This window comes from Asticcacaulis biprosthecium C19 (assembly GCF_000204015.1).
Lineage (GTDB): Bacteria > Pseudomonadota > Alphaproteobacteria > Caulobacterales > Caulobacteraceae > Asticcacaulis > Asticcacaulis biprosthecius.
Map to the genome: position 1 here is coordinate 33,363 of NZ_GL883081.1, position 23,918 is coordinate 57,280.

15 protein-coding genes are annotated in these 23,918 nt (G+C 60.0%); 8 read left to right on the forward strand and 7 right to left on the reverse strand.

The window, feature by feature from the left end:
• Positions 1-65: 65 nt before the first annotated feature.
• Positions 66-5,171: an FG-GAP repeat protein gene (locus tag ABI_RS24035; protein WP_006275322.1), complete on the reverse strand. Its 5,106-nt coding sequence runs from the start codon at positions 5,169-5,171 to the stop codon at positions 66-68.
• A gap of 147 nt (positions 5,172-5,318) precedes the next feature.
• Here ABI_RS24035 and ABI_RS22205 point away from each other — a divergent pair, with 147 nt between their 5' ends.
• The 3 genes from ABI_RS22205 (at position 5,319) to ABI_RS22215 (ending at position 8,656) form a co-directional block, all read left to right on the forward strand.
• Entirely contained in the window at positions 5,319-5,978 is a 660-nt protein-coding gene (locus ABI_RS22205) for a response regulator (RefSeq protein ID WP_006275323.1), read from the forward strand.
• Complete coding sequence (locus tag ABI_RS22210) at positions 5,975-7,327, forward strand: sensor histidine kinase (protein WP_006275324.1); 1,353 nt, start codon at positions 5,975-5,977, stop codon at positions 7,325-7,327. The genes ABI_RS22205 and ABI_RS22210 overlap by 4 nt, the downstream gene beginning before the upstream one ends.
• A gap of 222 nt (positions 7,328-7,549) precedes the next feature.
• The gene (locus ABI_RS22215; RefSeq protein WP_006275325.1) at positions 7,550-8,656 is read left to right on the forward strand and encodes a serine hydrolase domain-containing protein; all 1,107 of its coding nucleotides are present in this window, start codon (positions 7,550-7,552) and stop codon (positions 8,654-8,656) included.
• 620 nt (positions 8,657-9,276) lie between these two features.
• Here ABI_RS22215 and ABI_RS26035 read toward each other — a convergent pair.
• Positions 9,277-11,145 carry a DUF7380 domain-containing protein gene (locus ABI_RS26035; RefSeq protein WP_006275326.1) on the reverse strand — a complete coding sequence of 623 codons (1,869 nt, stop codon included), beginning with the start codon at positions 11,143-11,145 and terminating at the stop codon, positions 9,277-9,279.
• Between the two features lie 633 nt (positions 11,146-11,778).
• Between ABI_RS26035 and ABI_RS22225 the strand changes: the two genes are divergently transcribed.
• Both ABI_RS22225 and ABI_RS25475 read left to right on the forward strand, forming a co-directional pair.
• Positions 11,779-12,192, forward strand: a complete 414-nt coding sequence (locus ABI_RS22225) for a hypothetical protein (RefSeq protein ID WP_040309978.1) — start codon at positions 11,779-11,781, stop codon at positions 12,190-12,192.
• Between the two features lie 4 nt (positions 12,193-12,196).
• A complete protein-coding gene (locus tag ABI_RS25475; RefSeq protein ID WP_157139080.1) occupies positions 12,197-13,279 on the forward strand; it encodes a hypothetical protein in 1,083 nt (360 codons plus the stop codon).
• An 87-nt stretch (positions 13,280-13,366) separates the two neighbouring features.
• Here the strand turns inward: ABI_RS25475 and ABI_RS26725 are convergent, their stop codons facing one another.
• From ABI_RS26725 to ABI_RS22245, 4 genes are all read right to left on the reverse strand, one after another.
• Positions 13,367-13,750, reverse strand: a complete 384-nt coding sequence (locus tag ABI_RS26725) for a DUF5615 family PIN-like protein (protein WP_374188363.1) — start codon at positions 13,748-13,750, stop codon at positions 13,367-13,369.
• A complete protein-coding gene (locus tag ABI_RS22235; RefSeq protein WP_040309980.1) occupies positions 13,747-14,382 on the reverse strand; it encodes a DUF433 domain-containing protein in 636 nt (211 codons plus the stop codon). Before ABI_RS22235 ends, ABI_RS26725 begins: the two co-directional genes overlap by 4 nt.
• Before the next feature lie 349 nt (positions 14,383-14,731).
• Positions 14,732-16,885: a beta propeller repeat protein gene (locus tag ABI_RS22240; protein WP_006275328.1), complete on the reverse strand. Its 2,154-nt coding sequence runs from the start codon at positions 16,883-16,885 to the stop codon at positions 14,732-14,734.
• A complete protein-coding gene (locus ABI_RS22245) occupies positions 16,882-19,035 on the reverse strand; it encodes a WD40/YVTN/BNR-like repeat-containing protein (protein ID WP_006275329.1) in 2,154 nt (717 codons plus the stop codon). The genes ABI_RS22240 and ABI_RS22245 overlap by 4 nt, the downstream gene beginning before the upstream one ends.
• A 181-nt stretch (positions 19,036-19,216) precedes the next feature.
• Between ABI_RS22245 and ABI_RS22250 the strand changes: the two genes are divergently transcribed.
• Positions 19,217-21,319 carry a sensor domain-containing protein gene (locus tag ABI_RS22250; protein WP_006275330.1) on the forward strand — a complete coding sequence of 701 codons (2,103 nt, stop codon included), beginning with the start codon at positions 19,217-19,219 and terminating at the stop codon, positions 21,317-21,319.
• Between the two features lie 3 nt (positions 21,320-21,322).
• On the opposite strand, the gene ABI_RS22255 is transcribed toward ABI_RS22250, so the two are convergent.
• A complete protein-coding gene (locus ABI_RS22255; RefSeq protein ID WP_006275331.1) occupies positions 21,323-21,667 on the reverse strand; it encodes a metalloregulator ArsR/SmtB family transcription factor in 345 nt (114 codons plus the stop codon).
• Positions 21,668-21,809: 142 nt separating this feature from the next.
• Here ABI_RS22255 and ABI_RS22260 point away from each other — a divergent pair, with 142 nt between their 5' ends.
• Entirely contained in the window at positions 21,810-22,454 is a 645-nt protein-coding gene (locus ABI_RS22260) for a DUF4166 domain-containing protein (RefSeq protein ID WP_040309981.1), read from the forward strand.
• A 2-nt stretch (positions 22,455-22,456) separates the two neighbouring features.
• Positions 22,457-23,884 carry a TIGR01777 family oxidoreductase gene (locus tag ABI_RS22265; RefSeq protein WP_040309982.1) on the forward strand — a complete coding sequence of 476 codons (1,428 nt, stop codon included), beginning with the start codon at positions 22,457-22,459 and terminating at the stop codon, positions 23,882-23,884.
• The last annotated feature ends 34 nt before the right edge of the window (positions 23,885-23,918 follow it).

Sequence of the window (23,918 nt, forward strand, 5' to 3'; positions counted from 1 at the left end):
GTAGGCGCAGTACGTGTCTATCATTTCAGTGGTTGGTATAAGCCCCCCGGGTTCTGGCGACGGAGCTACCAGACGATATGGCTCAGCAGGCCAGGGTCGGTCGCCAGCATCGAGATGACCGTGACCGAGTTTCCACCGCCCAGGTCGATGACCGTATCAGCGCCTGACTGATAGATGACGGCCGTCGCCTGGGCGTGGTAGGCGCTCAGATCCAATTGGTCACCGTCACCGGCATTGAAGTCCATTACGCGATCGGCGCCGCTGGCCAGACCGAAGACGAAATCATCCGCGCCCGCGCCGCCGGTCAGCCCGTCATTGCCGCCACGACCGACGATTTGATCGTGACCACCGCCACCCATAAGGATGTTTGACCCGGAACTGCCAATGAGGAAATCGTCGAATTCTGACCCCGTCAGATTCTCGATGGAAACGAGCGTATCCGTTCCCGCGCCGCCGGTGACCTGAGCAAGCCCTGGCATGGACAGGCTGACCGAGACGCCCGCCGTCGCCAAACCATAGTCGACCGTATCCGTTCCGGTACCGCCGTCCAGCGCATCATTGCCCGCGTCCCCGATCAGGACATCCCCGCCGGACCCGCCGGTCAGGGCGTCGTCGCCCGTCCCACCGGCCATCGTGTCGTTGCCGCTGCCGCCGTCCAGCGTATCGTTGCCTTCGCCGCCATCCAGCGTGTCCGCCCCCGTTCCGGCCAGCAAGGAATCGTCGCCCAGTTGCCCGTTCACGACGTCCGAGCTGCCTCCCGCATCTATGGTGTCATTGCCATCGCCGCCGTCGATCTGATTGGCGGAGGTCGATCCCGTCAGATTGTCGGCAAAGGCCGAGCCCGTAACGTTTTCGACCGAGACAAGCGTGTCGGTTCCGGCGCCGCCGGTCACCTGGGCAGCACCGGACAGGCTGAGGTTCACAGTCACAGCGCCCGATGCGGCGGCATAGTCGGCCGTATCGTAGCCGGTACCGCCATCCATCAGGTCGTCGCCGGCATCGCCCGAAATGCTGTCGTTGCCTGATCCACCCAGCAACTGATCGTCGCCGGCACGCCCGGACAGATCGTCATTGCCGTTGCCGCCCGTCAGGCCGTTGGCGGCGCTATTGCCCAGGAGAACGTCATCGCCTGAGCCCCCGACGGCGTCTTCGATCACGGTCCGGGTCGCTTCCGTCAATCCGCCGGTTATCGCTGCCACGACGTTGGAACTGTTCGAGGTCAGGGTGACCGTCGTCCCGCGTCCCAGTTCGGTCACCAGATTGGCGTAGACGCCCGTGACATCGGCCGTCACGGCGAAGATCGGGATGATGTTCGCCGCTTCCAGCGCGGCCTTCAATTGCGCCACAAAGGGATAGTCCTCGCCAAGTCCGTTGCCATCGATAATGGCGTCGCCATCATTCGGCGTGGTGATGCCCGCCGCCGCGCCGTCACCCGCGACATGGAAGGGGGCGTCGGTGAACAGGATGACAAACCGTGCGGATTCCGTGCGGAATCCCGCCTCGGCAGAGGTCAGGGCCAGATGCATCAGCGACTCGATCTGGGCCTCGGGGGCGTCCACGCCATTGCGGATGGACAGGCTGTTATAGGTGCTTTCAAAGGCGGCCACATCCGAGGTCAGAGCTTGAGCCAGGCGGTAGACCCACTCGCCCGGCGCGCCAAACGGCGATATCGGCTTGTCGACAAAGTCGGAAACGCCGAACCGACTGTCGGCCTGCACGGCGCGCAAGGCCGTGACAATGGCAGGCACCAGGGCGCGCACATTGGCGATATCGTCGCCGAAAGAGCCGGTCAGATCCTGCAGGAACTGTACGTCGAGCGGACCGGATACGGTACCGCCCTGCCCCAGTTCGCAGACTTCGTTTTCGATCTCGGACTCGGTTTCACCGGACAGGTCGATATAGTTGTCTTCGGTGCCATCGTGGCAATCAATCGTGTCATGACCTAAGAAGTCCTCGATTTCGGCCCAGCCGCCATCAACCAGATAGACGTCATCGCCACTGCCGCCCGACAGGGTGTCATGGCCGGACGTACTGACCAGATCATCATGTCCGTCGCCGCCCAGTTCCAGGTCATCACCGCCGCCACCATTGAGCACGTCGTCTCCGCTGCCGCCTTCCAGGATATTGTTGCCCGTATTGCCGGTCAGGGTGTGCCCTGAGCCCAAAAGCCGCGCCACCTCCACATTGGCCTGAAGGACATAGTCGAAGGTCGCAATAACGGTATCGTACCCGGCGCCCGCCGACTCGACGACCACGTCCGTAGAACTGTCGATCAGGTAGGTGTCATCACCGAGCCCCCCCGAGAGACGATCACCTCCTGCGCCGCCGTCCAGCAGGTCGTTGCCGTCACCGCCATAGAGGCTGTCATTGGCCACGGTACCGACCAAAACGTTATCGAGGGCGTTGCCACGGCCGACACGCGCACCGCCAACCAGGGTCAGGTTTTCAACATTGGAGCCAAGGGTCCAGTCGACCGACGCAACGACCATGTCGGATCCCCCGGCCAGAAGTTCGGTTGTCCGGTCCGCGACTGAATCGACATAATAGGTATCATTGCCGGCCCCGCCGCTGAGGCTGTCCGCGCCCAGACCGCCATCCAAAACATCGTGGCCGGTGGTGCCGGTGATCAAATTGTCGAGACCGTTGCCCGTTGCGTGCCGCGCCGCTCCCGCCAGCACCAGCCGTTCGACCTGATCGCTCAGCACGTATCCGTCGACCGCGGTCGTCACTGTGTCGGTGCCTTCCAGGGCAGACTCGATCACCACGTCAGCGGCGTTGTCGACCAGGTAGCTGTCGTTACCCTTGCCGCCGGTCAGGCTGTCAGCCCCGCCGCCACCGTCCAGCACGTCGCTGCTGGTGGTGCCGAACAGGCTGTTGGCCAAGGCATTGCCCGTTCCCCGACGCGCCGCCCCGCTGAGGCGCAGGACTTCGATATTGGCGCCCAGCGTGTAGTCCACCGTCGTGGTGACGACATCCAGGCCTTCGCCGGACATCTCGATAACCACGTCGGCAATAGTGTCGACCTTATAGCTGTCATCACCCAGCCCGCCGATCAACTGGTCCGACCCGGCGCCACCATCCAGAGTATCGGCGAACGCCGTACCCGTGAGGATATTGGCCAGGCTGTTGCCCGTCCCCGCCCGCGCGGCACCGGTCAGAACCAGGTTTTCGAGATCGGCGCCCAGGACCCAACTGCGTGAGGCATAGACCGTGTCCGTTCCGCCGCCAGCCACCTCGGTGACGACGTCGTTCACGGTATCGACAGAGTAGGAATCGTTGCCGGCCCCACCGACCATGGTGTCGCCACCGGCCATGCCGTTCAGCGCATCACCTCCGTCCGTCCCGGTCAGGGTGTTGGCGAGACTGTTCCCGGTGCCGGCAAGGCCCCATCCCTTAAGGGTCAGGTTTTCAAGATTTGCCGCCAGCGTCCAGTCGACCGAGGCCACAACCTCATCAAGACCTTCACCAGCGACTTCGATCGTCGCGTCACCGGCGTCATCGACATAGTAGGTGTCATCGCCAGCGTTTCCGGCCATCTCATCGGCACCCTGGCCGCCATCGACCAGATCGTTGCCGCCGCCCGCCGCCAGGGTATCATTGCCATCAAAGGCATAGATGGAATTCGCCGTGTCATCGATCTTGCGCGTGCCACCATAACCGGCCGTCATAAGGTCATCGGACTGGGTGCCATAGATGTTGAGGTCCGGCTGCCACAGGTCGTTGGCATAGACCACGCTAACCGACTCGGTAGAACCCGGCGCGCCAACCACCAGGTCGGCGCGACCGTCACGGTTCATGTCGCCGTTGACCGCCACGGCCGCCCCGGTCAGGCTGCCGTAGGTGCCAACAATCTTGGCTCCGCCGGCGCCTTGCGCGACCAGCGACAGGTCGACCACCTCGCCTGCGCCGCCCCACACCAGATAGACAGCGCCGGCGTCGTATCCGCCTTCACTGTTGTGCGGAGTGCCGATGACCAGATCGGCGACGCCGTCCTGGTTGAAATCCGTGCCGCCGCTCACCGAAGCGCCAGCAAGATCGCCCGCCTGTTCCGCCACAATCGCGAAGCCACCGATACCGGCCTCGACGTCGGACAGGAACACCGCGTCGCCCGTCGCCTTGCCGAAGACGACATAGGCCTTGTCACCGGCCTGTGTCGTGATCAGCAGGTCGGACAGACCGTCGCCATTAACGTCGCCAATCGCGGCAATGCCGGCGCCGGCGCCTTCGCCGGCCAGGCCGGTAATCTTGTAACCGCCAGTGCCGGCGGCAACCAGATCCAGATTGACCTGGGTTGTGGTCGACTTGCCCCAGACGACATAGACGGCCCCGGCATCTGTGCCGCCGCCATCATTGCCTGTCGCGCCCACGACCACCTCGGCCTTACCGTCGCCATTGAGGTCGGCCAGGCTGGTCAGGGTGATGCCGGCTTCGTCGCCGGCGGATTCACCGACGATCTTGAAGCCACCGGTTCCGGCCGCCACATTGACCAGTTGAACGGCCGACGCCGAGGTCTTGCCCCAGACGACATAGGCGCTGCCGGCGTCGGCACCACCTGCGTCGTTTCCCGGCGCGGCGATCAGGATCTCGGAGCGCCCGTCCCCATTCAGGTCGGCGATCGCGGCCATGGCCAGTCCGGCATGGTCACCGGCGGCCTCGCCCTTCATGACCCAACCGTCACCCCCGCCGGAAAACGGATCGCCCAGGTCGACACCACCGCCGGGCAGGCCCCAGATGACAAAGCCGGCGCCGGCATCGACGACGGCGCCTTTTTCCATCAATGGCGCTCCGATCAGGATCTCTCCGCGACCATCGCCATTCATATCGGCGACGCTGCCGACGGCCGCGCCGGCCATGTCGCCGGCATTGACGCCATCGATGATCATGCCGTTGATGGCATCCGGAAGAACGTCGGACGTGCCGCCCGTGGCCAGGCCGAATCGGACATAGATGCGACCGGCATCAATGTCCTTGTCGTCATCCCCTGCGCCGCCGACGATCAGGTCGGCCACGCCGTCCCCGTTGATATCGTTCAGGCCCGACACCCAGCGTGCGCTTGGGAACGTCAGGGGTGTGAGGGCCACAGAGCCCGGTTCGTCGGCCAGCAACTCGTAGGCGCCATCCGCTTCCGTCAGCAAGGTGGAGAGGTACAGTTTGGTCACGGGAAGGGGCATGGGAAATCTCCGGTTGGGGCGCTTATCGCTGTGCAATGCCCCGCCAACCTGAAGCCAACCTGAAGACGCGATGTTTTCCCGATGGTTTGACAGAGTTGCCTTTGCCTACCGTCGCGCCTAACGTCCCGAATTGATGGAGAGTTGGCCATGCGCCTGTTGCTGATTGAGGATGACGCCATGCTGGGCAGCGCGGTCCGCGACGGACTGACGCCGCATCATGCCGTCGACTGGGTCAGGACACTGGCCGACGCCGCCCTGGCACGCAGCACCACAGCCTATGACCTGATCCTCCTGGATCTGGGCCTGCCCGACGGCTCCGGCCTGGCCTGGCTGACCCAGTTACGGCGTTCCGGCGACAGCACGCCCGTGCTTATCCTGACGGCACGTGACGCCGTCGGCCATCGCATCGAAGGCCTCGACAGCGGCGCCGACGACTATCTCGTGAAACCCTTCGACCTCGACGAACTGATCGCCCGTTGCCGCGCCCTGCTGCGGCGCGCCTCGGAACATGTCGCCCTGCGTGAAGTGGCGCCGGGCGTTGACTACGACCCGCAGGCCCGGCGCATCCTGTATCATCATCAGCCCGTGCACCTGTCGGCGCGGGAAATGGCGGTGTTCGAGCGCCTGGTGGCGGCACGCGGCGGCATTGTCAGCAAGGGCCAGATCGAAGAGTCGCTCTATGACTGGTCACGCGACATCGACAGCAACACGGTCGAGGTCCACATCTCGTCCATCCGCCACAAGCTGTCGCGCGACGTTATCCAGACGGTCCGCGGCATGGGCTATCGCCTGGCGACCCAAACATGAAGACCTATTCCCTGCACCGCGCCGCCCTGCTCAGCTTTCTGCCGGCCCTGCTGCTGATCGTCGCCGTCAGCCTGGGGGCAGCTTTTGTCTCGGCCTCGCGTGAGGTCAACCGCGCCGCAGACGCTGAAATGTCGCATCTGGCCGGCACCCTAAACCTGCTGACCCGGCACGAAGCTCTGGAGGGCGAAGACATCGCCGCCACCCTGGGCAGCCGCGTCGAGCAGGTCCAGACCCTGGCTGAGGAACGTATCGCCTTCCGCATCTGGGGCAGCGGAACGCTGGTCGCGACCTCGGCCAATACACCGGCCTCGGTCTTTGACGCGGCACCGGCCGGCGACGGTTTTCGCAACGTCAACGGTGCCAACGGCAAATGGCGCATGCTGACCCTGGTCGACAAAGCCGACAATGTTATCGTCGAAGTGGCTCAGGACCTGAAGGTGCGGCGTGAGGCCGTCTTCGAGGTCGGCGCCAGCGTGGCCCTGCCCTTGCTGGTCTTGCTGCCCCTGGTTTTGGTCGCCCTGTTCCTGGGGCTGGGTCGCGTCCTGGTACCGTTTCGCGCTCTGTCCGAGGACATAGCCGCCCGCGACGCGGCGCGGCTCGACCCGCTGGTTCCTGCGGTCCTGCCGCGTGAAATAACGCCCCTGGTGACCTCGCTGAACAGCCTGCTCGGCCGGCTGTCCCAAAGCTTGCAGCGCGAACGCGACTTCACCGACAATGCCGCCCACGAATTGCGCACCCCGCTGGCCGCGCTCAAGACCCGGGCCCAGGTGACATCGAAACTGATCGAACCCGACGCCCGGGCGCGCGCCTCAATGGATGAGTTGCTCCAGATCGTTGATCGTACCGCCGCCGTGGTCGATCAGATGCTGAGCCTGGCCCGGCAAAAGACGCAACACGCCGCCGGCTTGTGTGACGTCTCCGGCGCCGTGGCCGCAGCCGTTGACACCGTGCGCCACAGCCCGGCAGCGCGGGACCACGCCTTGTCCGTGGCGATTACACCGGGCGTGCGTCTCCCGGTCGATGGCGCAGGCCTGACTGCTATCGTCCGCAATCTGGTGGAAAACGCCGTCCTGCACACGCCTGAGGCCACACAGGTGCACATCTCCCTTGCCCAGACTTCCGACCATGTGACTCTGTGCGTTGCCGATCAGGGGCCCGGCATCCCGGCTGACAAACGCGACTTCATCACCGGCCGTTTCGCCCGTCTCAACACCCAGGCGCCGGGGAGCGGACTGGGCCTGGCCATCGTCAGCGACATCTGTCAGCAGACCGGCGGGGTCCTGACGATCGACGACAACCTGCCCACCGGAACGCGGTTTCAGGTAACCTGGCCGGTGGCCGTTTCTTAGGATGTCACGCTTCAGCCGAAGCGCGGCTTTCCCCGGCTTGCCGACCAGCAACCTTCGGCCAGACGGCGCGGGCCTCTCTCAATTCTGAGATCGTCCTGTCTCTGCCAACGCTGACACCTGTTCCTACGACTTCGATCGGACAACGAAAGCCATCAGGTGTCAAATCCAACCCCATAAGGACAGCGTAAACGTCGGTCACAACAGCACCGAGGGGGCCAGCCCATGACGACGCAAAAGACCAGATCGACCCTGCTCGCCATCGCCCTAAGCCTCGCTGTCGCTATGACCGGTCTGTCAAACCCTGCCCTGGCCGACGGTGGTGCGGCGCGCAGCGTGATCAACGATGAAGCCAAGGCGGGCCTCTTTTCCGGCGCCGTCATCATCCTGAAAAACGGCAAGCCGATCCTGGATCATGGCTGGGGCCTTGCTGACCGGGCGACGGGCCGGCGCTGGAAGACCAGCACGCCCACCCGATATGCGTCCGTGACCAAGCAAATCACCGCCCTTCTGGTGTTTCAGGAAGTCCAGGCCGGCCGGATCGACCTAGCGGCCCCCCTGTCGCGGTATATCAAGGATGCACCGGCCTGGGCCAACACAGTCACGATCGAGCATCTCCTGCGCCACACATCAGGCCTGCGTGAGGCCGACACCGGCCAATCCTATGATTTCCCCTTCCACCCCGCCTCCAGCGCGGCAGAGCTCGCCCGTCCCCTCAATCAGGCGACACGGATATGCAGTGACGCGCCGGTCACAGCCCCCGGCACGCAATTTCAATACGGAGATTGCGAGTATTTCTGGCTGGGCGCAGTCCTTGAGCAACTGACCGGCCAATCCTGGGACCAGTTGGCCCAGGAGAGGATCGCCCGCCCGCTGGGCCTTAAGTCGTGGGTGGCCGCCAAACCTGGCCGCGACACAACCGCACGCGGCTATGTTGTCGGCGATAAGCTTGAGCCGTCGCCGGGGCTTTGGGCCTATTCCACAGCCGCCGGAATGACGGGTACGCTGAAGGATGTCGCCCGTTTTGAACGCGCGCTTGTTCGCAGCGAACAGCTGGATCCCAAATGGACCGCGCAGATGCTGGAAGGGCGACCGGAATTCCAGTCTCACGCCATGGGCTCATGGAGCTACACCCTACCCTTCGATGGCCAGGATATCCGCTTTGTCGAGCGCCAGGGCTGGGTCGGCGGCATAAGGCTCATGGTGATCAGCCTGCCAGACGAAGACCTGGTGCTGGCCATGGTCTCCAACGATCCCGACACCCGGTTCGATGGCGCATGGAACCCGGATGGCTTCGTCAGCCGCGTCATCCGGGCAAGTCGCCTGCCGTAATGACCCTGACACCTTTTCCCGCTCCCTCGCATCACCAATCACTGATACCTCCCCGCGCCTCTTTGCGTGGGGTGAGCGCAGCCGAGATATATCTCGGCAAGCGTAAAGACCACCTGCAGCGTAACGCAGTGAAGCCGAGCGAAATGGTGGTGGGGCGACTTTCTTCCGGAAACGCCAAAGCCATAGCAACGGACGTCTTTCTTCCTTCTCCTCCCCATTTCTTCAATGGGGAGGTAGCGAGCAAGCAAGCCTTCTTAGGCGAAGCGCGTCGAGACGGAGGGGTCCTCTTTCCAGTCAACCTCCCACGCCATCAGCATCCCTTTCAAAACGCTGACCACCCGGAAGCGCCGGTAGAATCAAACGACGGAACACACGGAAAGAGGCGGACAGAATCGGAATTCCCACCTTCCCCTTCTCCCGCGCGAAGCGCCTTCACATTTCCAACGATTCCCTTACGATTCAAGCGTTTACGCTGTGGATCTGGCTTATCTGTGAACAAAAAAAAATGACGTTTCAGCGGCTCGGCTGTCGGGGTGAAAATCTCAGCCATCATCGCGGCGGAACCGCAGCAAAGGGTGGTCCACAGATAAGCCAGATAGGCCAGATAGACAGCGCCAATCCTATTCGAAGTAGTGAGAAAGGTCAGCGTTTATTTGCTCCTGGTGCGCAAACAAGGGCATCATGCTCAGTCTGAATATGAACCATGATGCAAAAATCGTATCAGGATCATATGCACTTGAATCTGAAAGTAAGCCATGCGCAACAGCATGGCGAATATGGGGACCCGGCTTCAAAAGGAAAATTCGTTCTATTTCAGCTCGAATTGCCGGGGTGAATATTTCATCGAGTTCATCTCCCATCTGTTCAAATATTGAAGAAATAGTTCGATCTTGCTGTGTTTGGGTAGCATTATCGAATATGCTAACATCATGTCCGTGTGATTTCAGAATGTATTTGATTGAGGCTTCAAGTAGCGGGACCAAAATGTAGGTGGCCCCGATAAAGTCGCCTTGGAAATGTCTGGCAAAGCCTTGACAATAGGTTGCGGCGAGGCTTGGCGGGATGAACGGACTATGGTCGATTAATGGACGTAAAGTTTCACGGCCAATAACATACCGTGATGTTATAGACCGCCTCGCGACTTCCAGTTTTCCATTGACCGCAATGTTACGGCGCATGTTTTCGTTTTTTGCGATTTCATGAATGACTTGAGAACTATCCGGTTCATGCCCAATACCGCCACTGCTGCGCGAAAGGACTTTTCCTTCTGCATCGAGATGCGCGGCGGGGAATAATGAGGCAAGGGGATGCCTTTTTATCTGCTCGATGGCGTCCTTTCCCAAGGAATTTAGATCGGGTGACCGCTCAAGCGCTGCGTACGCAAACAACAGTTCAATGAAGCCTAAAGGCTCAAAACCTGACTGGACCTGTTTAACAAGATCGCTGATGTCAATCTCATGAGAAAAGGAAGACATTTCCTCGCCTATTCGAGATTGAATATCGATCAATTTGTGACGTAATTCAGTCCTACGTGCTTTCTGATCTGGGATTCCATGAAGCTCAGAAATAGCAAGACCGAGGAAATGCGCGGCCAGCATTGCCGAGCCTTGTTTCGTCAATGCCTCCGTGGCTAGAGCTTCAGCAGCTTGGGTTTGCGCAAGGTGCTTGCGTTCATCGTTTTTTGCTTTGTGGTATGCTCTCGCTGTAAGGCGCCAAAGATCGACCAGCGGCCGTGTGCCTTTTGCATCGTCCAGTTTTGTTACGTAGTCTTCAATTGCCGATGCCAAGTCGGCAGGGGCGCTAATTCCATAATCGAGGTCGATGTCACAGAACCATATAGCAGCCACGGAATGGTCCAGTGAGATTGCTCTTTGCCATAGAATCGGGACAAGAGATTTCACCCCTTCACCTTCGGGACTATCCCAGCCGATCACCTTGGCAAGTCGCAACGCTCTTCGTAGAATTTCAGACGCCTCGCTCGTTAGAGGTGTCGCTTCATCCGAAAATTCATAGACAAGATTGCCCTCTATTGTTTGCCGAATAATACTGGAATAAGCCGCCGCTGCAATTTTTGACAATTGATAGCGCTTTCGATCCAAAAACCAAACGATATCAGACAAACGTGCTTGCAGCACGGGATGCTTCGCGTCCTCAGCCCATTTTGCCAGTATTGGTAGGTGTTCTCGAAAATCTGATGGAACTGCAGATCGCCGCCCATCCGCGAACACAATCATCGGCCCGTAGGGATCGTTCGGTTCATCGGGCTTAGGGTGCATTTGGCAAATTTGAGCCAACATCGAATAGACCCGTTTCGATGGATCATCAACGCCGTCCGCAATCGCTTTGTCATACAGTCTTCCGATGGCAGAACTGCTGGCGAACTTAGAGTCAGAAATCGGCTTCTCGATTTCTACGGTTTGTGCGTCATGCTCTGACACCTGTAACCAGATTGGCAATGCCTTCTCAGGTACTTCCGTCGTCTTCGTCATAGCTTCCTCCTCTAATGCAAAACTACCTTAGGGAGAATTCACGTCACGCTCAAGATGTGGACCTGAAGAACCAAGGGCTTAGTGCGGAGCAGAAAAGATCCTATGAGGGTGGATAGCTGCCCGAGCTCAGGCAGAATGAGGTTGCTAAACACATCCATTCTGCGGCGATTACGGGGGCGATTACGGGGACAGGTTGTCAAATGCGGCATTATCTGCTCTGAACTGACGCCAGTAATGACTCTGACACATTTTCTTTCCTGGTTGGGCATTTCTCGTAAAGGCCATTTTCCGATAATAATATACGCATCGCGCCGCGGTTTAGTTCCATCAGGCTTAAATGAGGTTCGCTCAGCACAGCACCATTGTCGTCGCCGCGAACCTCACAGAACCCTCCAGATTCTCGAGTAGGAAGCAACCAAGTTAAGCAACCTGAGATCGATCAATTATTGCGAGCGCGAAAAATGCTGAGCTGTTGCAAATTTGCAAGCGTCAATTGCAAAACTCACCAAGCACGATAGTTGCTCGTTGAAACTTGATTGACAGTGGCGCAACCCTCTCGCAGATGAAGGGGGGAGGGTACATGAAGCGCCTCAACTATGAGTTTAAGCACATTAAATTATAGGAATAGCCAACATGTCTAGATGGGTATTGCCGAACCGGCCGGGATTAAGAGCCGACGTTGGGGATGGCGCTGACAATCCTCTTGCCCGGATTGTCAAATACGTTCCGACAGAGGTGGTTGCCGCCTATACCGCTCTTTTCACGATTCTCGCCACCTTTAACTTGGAAGCGGTTACCGCACAGCGAGCCGTCACCGGGCTTATCGCGCTTTTTTTGGTCGTAACCATAATATACGTCCTTCGCGAGGCGCCCAAAGGTTCTGTGCAACAAGCACATCTGGTCGTTTCGCCTATTTCGTTCTTGGCATGGGCCTATCCAATTTCCAGCGCCTTATTGGGCGATTGGTTTATTCCGCTCGTTTCATTTGGCGCACAAGCTGTGATCGTTGCGCTGGCAATCCTTATTTCCCCCCGAGAGGCCAAGTAACGTCATGCACCAGCTTCACCTTGCCCTGGATGAAGATCCTACGCTGAGGGAGTACGTTTACAGTCTGAGCGACCGAATCGGGAGGAATCCATTAAAGCACGGCATGGTCTTGGATTTGAATCCCTTTTGGGATGCCGCGCAGAGATTAGAAGCGGCCGGTTTGGTTGTCCCGCATTGGCATTATTGGTTAAGGGAGGGTGGATCCCCGATTGTGTTTCCCATCCCCAGAACCAGCGGGGTAATTGATTTACAACAAAGGTACGATATAGCTGATTATCTGACAGAGGAATACTTTGGGCGAGACGCTTATGGCCCTTATATGCTTCGCATATTGGCCGCTCCATCCAGGTCAGCAGGAGATGCTGAATGGCGGCAGCAATTAGTATCAGCTGCACGCGAAGCCAAGTTGCCGACGATCGTAGACACAGTGGAACGCGCACAGCTTATCGCCACCCCAGGGGACAGACTTACCTGCGCTGGCAGCTCAGGCACCCTTGGAGGATTTCTTCGAGACGGTAGCTATGGCGCCACTTACGCAGTCACATGCGGCCACGTGGTTTCCGCCGGAAGCGTGTCGACCAAGGCAGGTACATTAGGAAATTGCGTTTACGCCACTCCGCCAAAAGCGCTTTCTTCCGGCACAGTTTGCGATGCTAATTGCAGCCAAATGGCCAAGTTGGACGTAGCTCTCATCGACGTCGGCACCGCAACGGTTTCGAACGTGGCGACAACTACTTGCTCGCTGGTCAGCAAGGGCGATCTCGTGGAAATGCGGGGGGCGACCTCTGGGACGGTCACGTACGAGGTCGGCGGCGCCGTCGTCGAAATCGAGATAGGCGGTTCTTGCTGGAACCGATTGTACCAGTTGCACGCGCCCACCGCCGGCATTTTGCCTTTTTCCGTGAGCGTTGCAACAACACCCATGCCCCAGCCTGGTGATTCTGGCGCCTGGGTGCTCCGCAATAAGACGGAATGGGCTGGAATGGTGGTCGCCGCGGATCCGGTCCTCACCGGCTATGCCTTATCCGCAAGCGAAATAGTGAAACATAGCAATGCAAATTTTAGCGTAAATTTGCAGCTCATTTGATGCCCGGTCGGAATAAGGGCCGAGGTAGAATTGCATATCTCCAATTTCAGTGAAATGGCGTAATTCCCAAAATTCCCACCACACACTTCACCTATAGACGGTAAGACTTTCCTTTTTCACGTCAATGAAAATGCGGCGACATCTTGCGCCCTGGTCTACTTGCCATTCATGTTCGATTAGGCTTACCGCCTCTGATATCCTGCGCGCCGCGTTAACATCACCGCAAGACAATTTAATCAAGCTAAGGCTTTTGAACCTGTTGCGAAGTATAGTCTTCATGTCATGGTCTAAGGCCACAAGAATATGGTCATTGGCCTCAGCGTACGCGCATACCAATTGGTCGGGTGTCCCTCGCGCCAAGCCACTATCACGCAACGCTTCTGCGTTGTGCCCACTCTCTCTAAGAATCCGCACAACCGCGTCTGGAACGCTTTCGTCCACAAGAAAGTTTAGTGGACTCGCTCGTTTCACGCAGCTTGCAATTCCGCGATTGCGACCTCGACGTCGGCCCGCTTCAAAGTCGGGTATTCTGCAAGGATTCCATCGACGCTGTAACCCGCACGATAAAACCTGCGCACCGTCTCCACTGGAATTCGTGTACCCGCAAAAACTCTTGCGTTATGAGCAACGTAGCGGTTCTGGGTAATTTTACCGACTTCTTCGGCGGACCTCTTACGTAGCGCTTCCGCCTTGTTTTTCATATCTTCGAAAACTGAAATAAGTTCAAATACAACGCCTTGTCCTCCAACTACAGATTCATGAGTCATCGTTTCCGGGTTCATCCAGGTTACTTGGTTCTTCCAAACGCTAAGCTTTAGTTCTGACCAAGGGTGGGAAGAGTGCTTTTCGAGCTTTGCAGCTGCGGCCTTTAGATTCGGAATTGTGACGTTATACGCATTCTTAAGAATACTTATCACGCGCAAACCGACAATATCCTTAAACGAATAAATTCGCGCATAAGGACTTCTGGGATTCTCAGACACGTGATGAGGTTTGAAAAATCCAATTTTGTCCCAATAACGCAGTTGCGAGGGAGAGAGCCCCGTTAGGTTCGAAACCTGCTCTGCGGTGAAGGCCGCCGCGATTTTACTATAGTCAACCACTCACCCCTCCATTCTACAAGCAAGTCCGTTTTTGTTCCACGATTTATAGCACGAGATTGGTAAAATTACCACGCGAATCGTATATCAGAAGATAACATGGAAACACGATACGCAGGTGAGAATCGGGTGAGAATCGGTGCGACCAGAATTAACAAGACAGGTTGTCAAATTTCAGAATAAACTAAGGTTTTCGTCTGTAAGGGCTTGCCCTTGTCTTGATTTTGGCCCGCATTTTTGGATGAAAGCAAGAGATGAGGGGGATCGCGGTTGGAGCGCTCATTAGTGCGCGCACCCCGCGCAGATCCGGGCGCAAAAATTCAAGAATAGGCCTCAGAGACAGTATCTTCCCCTACCCCGGCTTCCCGACCAGCAATCCCCGTCCATGCGGCGCGATGTACAAGGTTCCCCACTCCAGCGGATCGCCGGCAATCGCCCGGAAGCTGCCGAACTGATGCGCGTCGTCATTGATCCGCACCCACGACTTACCCTCGTCGTCCGACCGCCACAGCCCCTCCCGGCCCTTGACCTTGCCCGACAGATAGACCGCCGGATAGCCGTCCTTGACCTTGGGCGCGCCGAAGCCGACACACCAGGCGACATCGACATCCTTGACCTGAACCATGCCCGAATCGGCATCACGCGAATGCAGCAGTCCGAACGGCGCGACCAGCCACAGGTCGCGCATCCGTGTCGGCATGACCGCCAGTTGGGCACCCTGCCAGCCCTCGACCTTGGGCAGGCCCGAGACGATCGGCTTAAAACTCGCGCCATGATCGACGCTGATCAGGATGTTGCCCGAGGACCGGTCGTGAACATAATACACGCCGTCCACCACCTTGTCCGAAATCGGCGTCAAGGCCTGGTCGCGGCCCGTCGGCCACCCGGCCGATTCCTTCCAGGTTCGGCCCTTGTCCGTCGAATAGTAGGCGCCTTCCTTTTCCGGCACCCACAACAGCGAAGTCGCCTTGGCCGAAACATTGATGATGCCGGAGTTTTTCCACGGCTGGCCATCGCCCGGCCGCCGATAGGGCGATGCCGGGAAGGCGGTCCAGTTGGCGCCGGCGTTTTCGGAGTACATACCGTGATTGCCGCTATTGGTGGTGCGGGCAACGAAGTCCGGCGCCTGGCCACCGTAATCGACCGACCAATTGGATTCGCTGGCCGGAGCGAACAGCCCGACCGAGGGTGTCACCGTCAGGTCGTCCCAGGCCGCGCCACCGACATCGCCAAACGCCGCCAAAACGATGGCGCCGCCCGTCGGCGAGGTCATCTGGATCGTCGCGGTTTCTTCCAGATCCTTGATGTTGAAGGCAAAGCGAACCGTTTCGCCCGTCCCTGCCTTGCTCAGGTTCTCGCTCATCCACAGGCCGTAACCGGTGCCGTAGATCATCTCGTCGCAATTGAACGGATTGATCTTCAGGTCCGAGATCCAGTGGCCCATCCTGTCCTCGCCCTTGAGGTAGCTGGCCAGCCAGGGATAGCTTGAGGCGTCGTGCTTCGACATTTCGCCCAGGGCGATCCACTTACCGCCGCCGTCCTTCGACACGAAGACGTCATCGCCCGGCCACCACCGGTTCAGGGTCGAGACCGCCACCGTGCCGTCCGGTCCGACATCGACACCGGAGAAGCCGAAGCTGGCGCCACCGGCCGGCTTGATCGGCGAGACGTCGCGCCACTTGCCGGAAGGATCGCGCTTCCACACCCCGCCCGAGGTCGCATTGCTGGGGTTGACGACGTTCTTGCCATCGCCCTGCGCGAACGTCACATACAGCGAACCATCGGCGGCGAAAACCGCATGCTGGGGTACCTGGGCCGGAGTGCCATCGACCGGCTGCCAGGAGGCACCCGTGTCGGCGCTGACGAACAGGCCGGCCTTGCTGTCGGCACCGCCGGCATAGATCGCGCCGGACGCCGGATCGATCAGCATCAGGCTGAAGCGGGTCGCAGGGCCGTTGACCTTGCTGAACGAGGCGCCCGCGTTCGTGCTTTTCCACAGGCCTTCCTGGTTGGAGCCGTACCACAGGACATTGCCGTCCTTCGGATCGACGATCAACCGGTCACCGGAGCCGCGGCCGTCGGCATTGCCGCCGACCTGGATGTCCAGCGGCGTCTTCTGCCAGGTCTTGCCCTGGTCCGATGAGCGCAGGATGGCACCCTTCCCTGCCCACTCGCCGAGATAGAGGCCACAGGCGGCATAGACCCGGTTGGCGTCGTTGGGATCGACCGCCATCGACAGCACACCCATCAGGTCGGCCTCGTCGTGGCTCAGGTGATCCAGCAGAGCGATCCACCGCTTGGCCGCGAAATCATAGCGGTACATGCCCCCGATATCGGTGCGCGCATACAGGATATCCGGCGCCTTCGGGTGATACAGGAAACCATCGATAAAGCCGCCACCGCCGAACGGAATGGCGGCCCAACTATAGGGCGCCTCGGCCGCATGAGCGCCGGTGCCAACCAAGGTCAATGCGGCCGAAGCCAGCAGTATTTCACGTCTGTTCATTGCGGTCTTCCCACCATAATGCCACGCCCATCGGGCGCTATATATAAAACGCCATGCTCGCGCGGATCACCAGCAATGGCGCGCATCTGACCAAAGCGCGTCGCATCCGTATTGATCCGCGTCCAGTGAGTGCCTTCGTCGTCCGAGCGCCACAGGCCTTCCTCGCCGCCCAGCTTGCCCCACAGGAACACCGCCGGATATTTGTGGCCCTTTGCGGCCTTGCCGAAGGTCACCTGCCAGGCCTGATCGACCCCGGCAATCGCCACCGGCTGGCCGTTACGGATGCGGTACAGCGCCGCGCCCGAAGCCAGCCACAACTCTTCTTCAAAGCCCGGCGCGGCCCGAAGTTGCCCATTCCCCGCGGGCAACCCGCCGGCCAGCAACCCAAACGACTGGCCGCGATCGCGCGACACCAGCACCTGCCCCGCCGCACGGTCGAACATGTAGAAGGTGGCATCATTGACCTTGTCGGCGACCGCCTCCTGGCCGCGTTGCGGTGCCGGCCAACCCTTTGACAGGGTCCAGGTCTTGCCACCGTCGCTGCTGTGATAGGCCGGATGGTTTTCCGGCACCCAGATCATCGTCTTTCCCTTGGCCGAGATGGCGATCTTGCCGGCGCGGTTGTTGTTCCAATCCTTGGTCTGCAAGGGCGGCGGCTCGGCCGGCAAAGGCTGCCAGCTATCGGCGCCGTCATAGGAAATATAGCCGCTGATGTTTTCGTTGTCGGCGCTACGCACGATAATGTTCGGCGCCAAGGCCGCAAAGGCGACATCCTGGTTGGTCTCATGGGTCGGAGAAAACAGCCCGCGCGACGGCGTCTGGCTGAGGTCATGCCAGGCCGAACCCGACACATCCCCCGCCGCCATCAATACCTTCGGTCCCTTGGGCGGGCTTTCCAGCCCCAGGATGACCGTCTCCTCGAAATTCTCGTTCTCGAAATCGAAGACGACCGAGCCGCCCGTCTCCAGCGCCGACAGGTTGCGCGTCATCCACACGCCGTAGCCGGTGCCGTAGAGCAGTTCGTCGCTGTTGAATGGATTGATCTTCAGCGCGTCCATCCAGTGGCCCATCTCCTTGCGGGCGGTGGAATCCTCGTCATCGCCCTTCATATAGTTGAGCAACCACGGATGCCCGTCGGCCTTGTGCTCGGCCTGATCCTTGAAGGGTTTCCACGTCGCCCCGCCATCGCGCGACAGATAGATGTCATCGCCGCCACCGCTGTAGCGGTTGGTCGTGGCCACCACGATCGTGCCGGGATGCTGACGGTCGAGATCGAGCCCGGAATAGCCAAACGTCAGTGCCTTCGTCGGCTTGGCGGGTGAGATATCCGTCCAGACATCCCCCTTCAGCTTCCACACGGCGCCGTCGCTGACGCCCCACGGCCCCAGCGCATCGGCAAAGGTGACATAGAGCGTACCGTCCGCATCCAGCGCCATCTGGTGCGGGATCATCTTCGGCGAACCCTCGATCTTCCGGAAGGTCTCCCCGCCATCGACACTGTGATACAGCCCGTCGCCTGTCTCACCCGACCCGGCATAGATGGTCTTGCCGTCAATCAAAACCGTGGTGACCGCCTTGGGGACAAAGGCGGCCATCCGGCTGAAACTCCTGCCGCGATCCGTGCTCTTCAACAGCCCGTTCTGCGGTGTCCCCAGCCACAGGACATCGCCATTGCTGGGATCGACCTGCAGCCGCTCACCGGCGCCGCGCCCCATGGCGTTGCCGCCCAGCTTGATGCCCTTCAAGGTCGTCTTCTGCCAGGTCGCGCCCTGATCCTCTGACCGGATCACCCCACCATCCGGCGCCCGATCGCTGAGATAGAGCCCGCACGTCGCATACAGCCGCTGCGGCGCATTGGGATCGACGGCGAAGGTCATGACGCCGAAACAGTCCCAGTCGTCCCGGCCGAAGCCATCCATCAACGGCACCCAGCGCCGGTTGCCGTAATCATAGCGATACGCCCCGCCGACATCGGTCCGCGCATACAAAATATTGGGTGTCTTGGGATGATAAAGAAAGCCATCGACGAACCCACCGCCCTGGAACGGTATAGTCTTCCAACTGTAGGACTCGGTCCGAACGGACTCCGCTTGAACGCCACCCGCCATAAGGGCCAGAACGCCCGCAAGCGTGATTGCCGTCCAGTTCATCTCGCGCCCCGTTATGTCGATTTTATATTACAAAATACTTTCACATCCGAAACTACGGGTCAAGACTGTTTGGCGGGCAGTTAAGCCCTTGGAAATGTTACCTGTATAGATTGAAGGCGTGAGCCAGCCCCAGGCAAGGGGCATCTCGCCAATTCAAAACTGTTGGGGCAGGAAGCGTACAGTGGAGACAAGCAGCCAGACGCCGAACGGCGGGGAGTCGCGTCGCCTGGACGAACGGAACGGGCCGTTCGACATGCTGTTCGACAACAACCCGATCCCGATGTGGATATTCGAGACCGAAACGCTCGATTTTTTAGCCGTCAACGACGCCGCCTGCGCCCTTTACGGCTATAGCCAGCAACAGTTTCAGGGACTGAAGGTGCCCGACCTGTTTCCGGCAAGTCTGCGCGGCGCCGTGCGCAAGGAGGTCGACAAGCTGGACGCCATCCAGGGCGGCGGCCGGTGCGGCACCCAAATCACGTCAGATGGCGCGAAAATCAAGATCCTGCACTTCGCCCGTCGCGCACCTTATCGCGGCAAGGCTTGCGTCATTGTGTGGAACATCGACGTCACTGAGCGCGAAAAAACTGCGGTAGAACTGCGAAGCACGCGGATCTTCATGGACGCCATCGTTGAAAGCATTCCCTCCATGGTGTTCGTCAAAGACGCCCAAGACGGGCGTTTCGTGCTGCTGAACAAGGCGGGCGAGGACTTGCTGGGCCTCAGCCGGCACGATCTGATCGGCAAGACCGATTTCGACCTGTTCGACGAAGACGACGCTCTACGCTTTCGCGACGCCGACCGGGCGGTGGTCGCGTCAGGAAAACTGGTCACCATCGACAAGGAACCCCTGGCGACACCGAGCGGCGTCCGCCAGCTCAGAACCCAGAAGATCGGTGTCCCGGATGCCGACGGCAAGCCGCGCTATCTGCTGGGGATTTCCGAAGACGTCACCGAAAAACTCCGCGTCGAGGAACGCAGCCGCCACCTGGCGCTGCACGACGTGCTGACCGACCTGCCCAATCGCTTGAAGTTTCAGAACATCCTCGACCAGCAGATGGTCCGCAGCGCTGGGGACAACGATTTTGCCCTCCTGCTGCTGGATCTCGATCGCTTCAAGGCGGTCAATGACAGTCTGGGCCACCATGTCGGCGATCATCTGCTGCAACAGGTGGCGGGCCGCATGCGGTTGCTGATGGGCGACAACGACATCGTCGCGCGACTGGGCGGTGACGAATTCGGCGTGATCCACAAGGGCGACGGCAATGGCGACAGCGCTTCGTGGCTGGCGCAGAAACTGATCGACACCCTGTGCCAACCTTTCAACATCGATGGCCACAATGTCTCTATCGGGTGCAGCGTCGGCATTGCGCTGCGCGCCCTGCATGGCCATACTGCGGACTCCCTGATGAAGCGGGCCGACCTGGCGCTCTACGCCGCCAAGGCGACCGGCAAGGGCGACTATGCCTGGTTTCAGTTCGCCATGGAGGAGAAGGCCGACCACCAGCGCATCCTGCGCGAGGAACTGACCGTCGCCCTCGAAAAACATCAGCTGTCGATCGACTACCAGCCCATCGTTTGTACGCGTTCGGGAAGGATCATCTGCTGCGAAGCCCTGCTGCGCTGGCGGCACCCCACGCGCGGCCTGATCTCGCCCGTCGAGTTCATCCCGATCGCCGAGTCGTCGGGCCTGATCGAGTCGATCGGTCAATGGGTCCTGCATACCGCCTGTCGCGAAGCCGCCGACTGGCCGTCGGACATCGGCCTCGCCGTCAACCTGTCGCCGCGGCAATTCACCGGATTCGGACTGGCGGCCGACGTTACCCGGGCCCTGGATCAGTCGCATCTCGCGCCGAACCGTCTCGAACTGGAAATCACTGAGTCGATCTTCCTGACCGACAGTCAGGAAAATGTCCGCATCCTTAATCAGTTGAAGCAACTCGGCATCCGCATTGCCCTGGACGATTTCGGCACCGGCTATTCCAGCCTGGCCTATCTGAGTTGTTTTTCGTTCGATAAGTTGAAGATCGACCGGTCCTTCATCAAGGGCATGACCACCTCGCCGGAGAACCTGGCCATTGTCCGCGCCGTGATCGGCCTCGGCAAGAGCTTCGGCGCAACAGTTACGGCTGAGGGCGTCGAAACCGAAGCCGAACTGGCCTGCATCACCCGAGAGGGCTGCGATCAGGTGCAGGGCTATCTGCTGGGCAAACCCATGGCGCCGGAGATCTTACGGGAGATACTGATAGCACCGGTACGGACAAAAATTACCAGCGTTCGATAAATATCACCCGTCCTTGCCCGGTGTTGGCGGACCATCCGACGTCGCGTCGGCCTTTTTCTCGCTCTCGCGCTTTAGCGGACCACGCACCGTGCAAACCTCCTGCAGGTAGCCGTCCAACTGATTGAAGATGTGATCCGAGACGATGCTGTAGTGGATAAACTTGCCCTTCTTGACGCCCGTGATCAGACCGGCGTTTTCCAGGATGCTCAGATGCTTGGACAGGGACGGTTTGGCCATGTCGAAACGCTCGGCAATCTCGCCGGCGGTCAGGGTCGCCTTGCTGAGATAGGCGAGGATTTTCAGTCTCGGTTCCGAGGCCAGGGCCTCGAAGGTTTTGACCATTTTCATAAAGGTTGCGTCCGAATGGCGCACCTTGAACGTCTCATCATGTCGCCTATTGACGAAGCGTAAAGAGGGGCGTAACGATTAGCTAGTTAGCTAAATATATGGCGATCGGACGCAGAAGTCAAGATCGTCGGGGGCAAAAGCCATGCACGGCAAGGCTATTCAGGTCGGGGGACCCAAGGGACAACAAAGGGGGGAAGAAGGCGCGCTTAAGACCCTTATGGGGCCGGACTGGTACCGCCTCCATCCGGCGGTCCAGGCGCGCTTTCTGCAAGAACCCGCCGTCGACGAACCCGTCCTCTACGAAGGCGTGATGGAAAAGGTCCATTGCTCGAAAGCCGGCTGGCTGTTCGCGCAGGTGACCCGCCTGATTGGCAATCCGCTGGCCGCCCATCGCGGCCGCAACGTACCGATGCAGGTCCACCTGATCAAACGGCCTGGCCGCAGCGGCGTCTATTGGCAGCGCAGCTACTTCTTCGACGCCAAGCCGTTCGTCGTCACCTCGGCCAAGCGCGAAAACGCCCGGGGTCAGTTGTGTGAATACGTAGGATTCGGATTCGGCATGCGGCTGAATACCTATGCTCGCAACGGCGCCCTGCACTTTGTCAGCGAACGCTTCTTCTGGGAAATCGTCGGGGTGCAGATCCCCCTGCCCCACTGGCTGTCGCCCGGCCGCACCCATGTCAGCCATACCGACCTGGGCCACGGCAATTTCCGCTTCACCATCGCCATGGATCACGCACTGCTCGGCCGGACCTTCTACCAGACCGGCGTCTTCCACCGGAGCTGATCATGGAAGCCCTTTTACTCATGATGACGATCCAGGGCTGCCTGGGTGCCTTCGATACGATTTATCACCACGAATTCTCCGAGCACCTGCCGTGGAAAGCCTCGGCGTCGAAGGAATTGGGCATCCACGGCGTGCGCAACTTCTTCTACGGTCTCATCTTTGCCTCGCTGGGCTGGGTGGCTTGGGGCGGTTGGCTGGCCTGGCTCTTCGCCGCCATGTTGGTCGGCGAAGTCCTGCTGACCCTGTGGGATTTCGTCATCGAAGACCAGAGCCGCAAGCTGCCGGCCAGCGAGCGCATCACCCACACGATCCTGGCGATCAATTACGGTGTCATCCTCTGTTTGCTGACGCCGGTGCTGCTGGGTTGGGCCGCCATGCCGACCGGATTCCACCTGCAATCCCACGGCCTGTGGTCCTGGGTGATGACCTTGTTTGCCGCCGGCGTGTCGGCCTGGGCGGTGTTCGACTATCTGCGCTCGCGGCGGTTTCGCGCACCCGCCAAAGTGCCGCCGCTGCTTCTGGCGCACCCCAATCAGCGCGTCCTGGTCACCGGCGGGACCGGTCTGATCGGGTCGCGCCTGGTTCAGGGCCTGATCGACGATGGTCATGAGGTCAGCGTGCTTACCCGCGACAAGTCCAAAGTGGCCAAGTTCCATGGCCGGCTGACCGCTATCGACGACCTGACGCAGTTGCGGGCCGTCGATGTCATCATCAACCTGGCCGGTGAGTCGCTGAGCAATGGCCTGTGGACCAAGGCCAAGAAGCGCAAGCTGTACAGCAGCCGGCTGGACCTGACGCGCGACCTGGTCGCCTGGATTGCCGCCGCGCCCGAAAAGCCATGCCACCTGATCAACGCATCGGCGATTGGCGCCTATGGCCACAGCGACACCCTGGAATTCCGCGAAGACTCGCCTCCCGGCGAGCCCGATCTGGCGCTGGACCTGTGCCGGCAGTGGGAAGCGGTCGCGCAACAGGCAACCCAGCATGGCGTCAAGGTCGCCGTGCTGCGGTTGGGGATCGTCCTGTCACTAGAGGGCGGCGCCCTGGCCCAGATGCTGTTCCCTTTTGAATTTGGCGGCGGCGGTCCCATGGGCAGCGGCCGGCAATGGATGTCGTGGATTCATATCGACGATGTCGTCGGCCTGGTCGGTCACCTCATCGATCAGGGCCTGGAGGGACCGGTCAATGCCGTGGCGCCGCACCCGAGACAAAATCGCGACTTTACCCGCGCGCTGGGCCGCGCCATGCACCGGCCGGCGATCATGCCTCTGCCTGGTTTCGCCCTGAAACTGCTGCTGGGCGAGATGGCGGAAACCATCCTGCTCAATGGCCAGAAGGTCCTCCCGGCCCGCGCCCTGGCTACCGGCTACGCTTTCCGCCATCCGGACCTGGACGGTGCATTGGGAGATTTGCTCGCCGGCAAGATGTGATGTAGGACCAGAGAGACCATTTGAAAATGGGTCA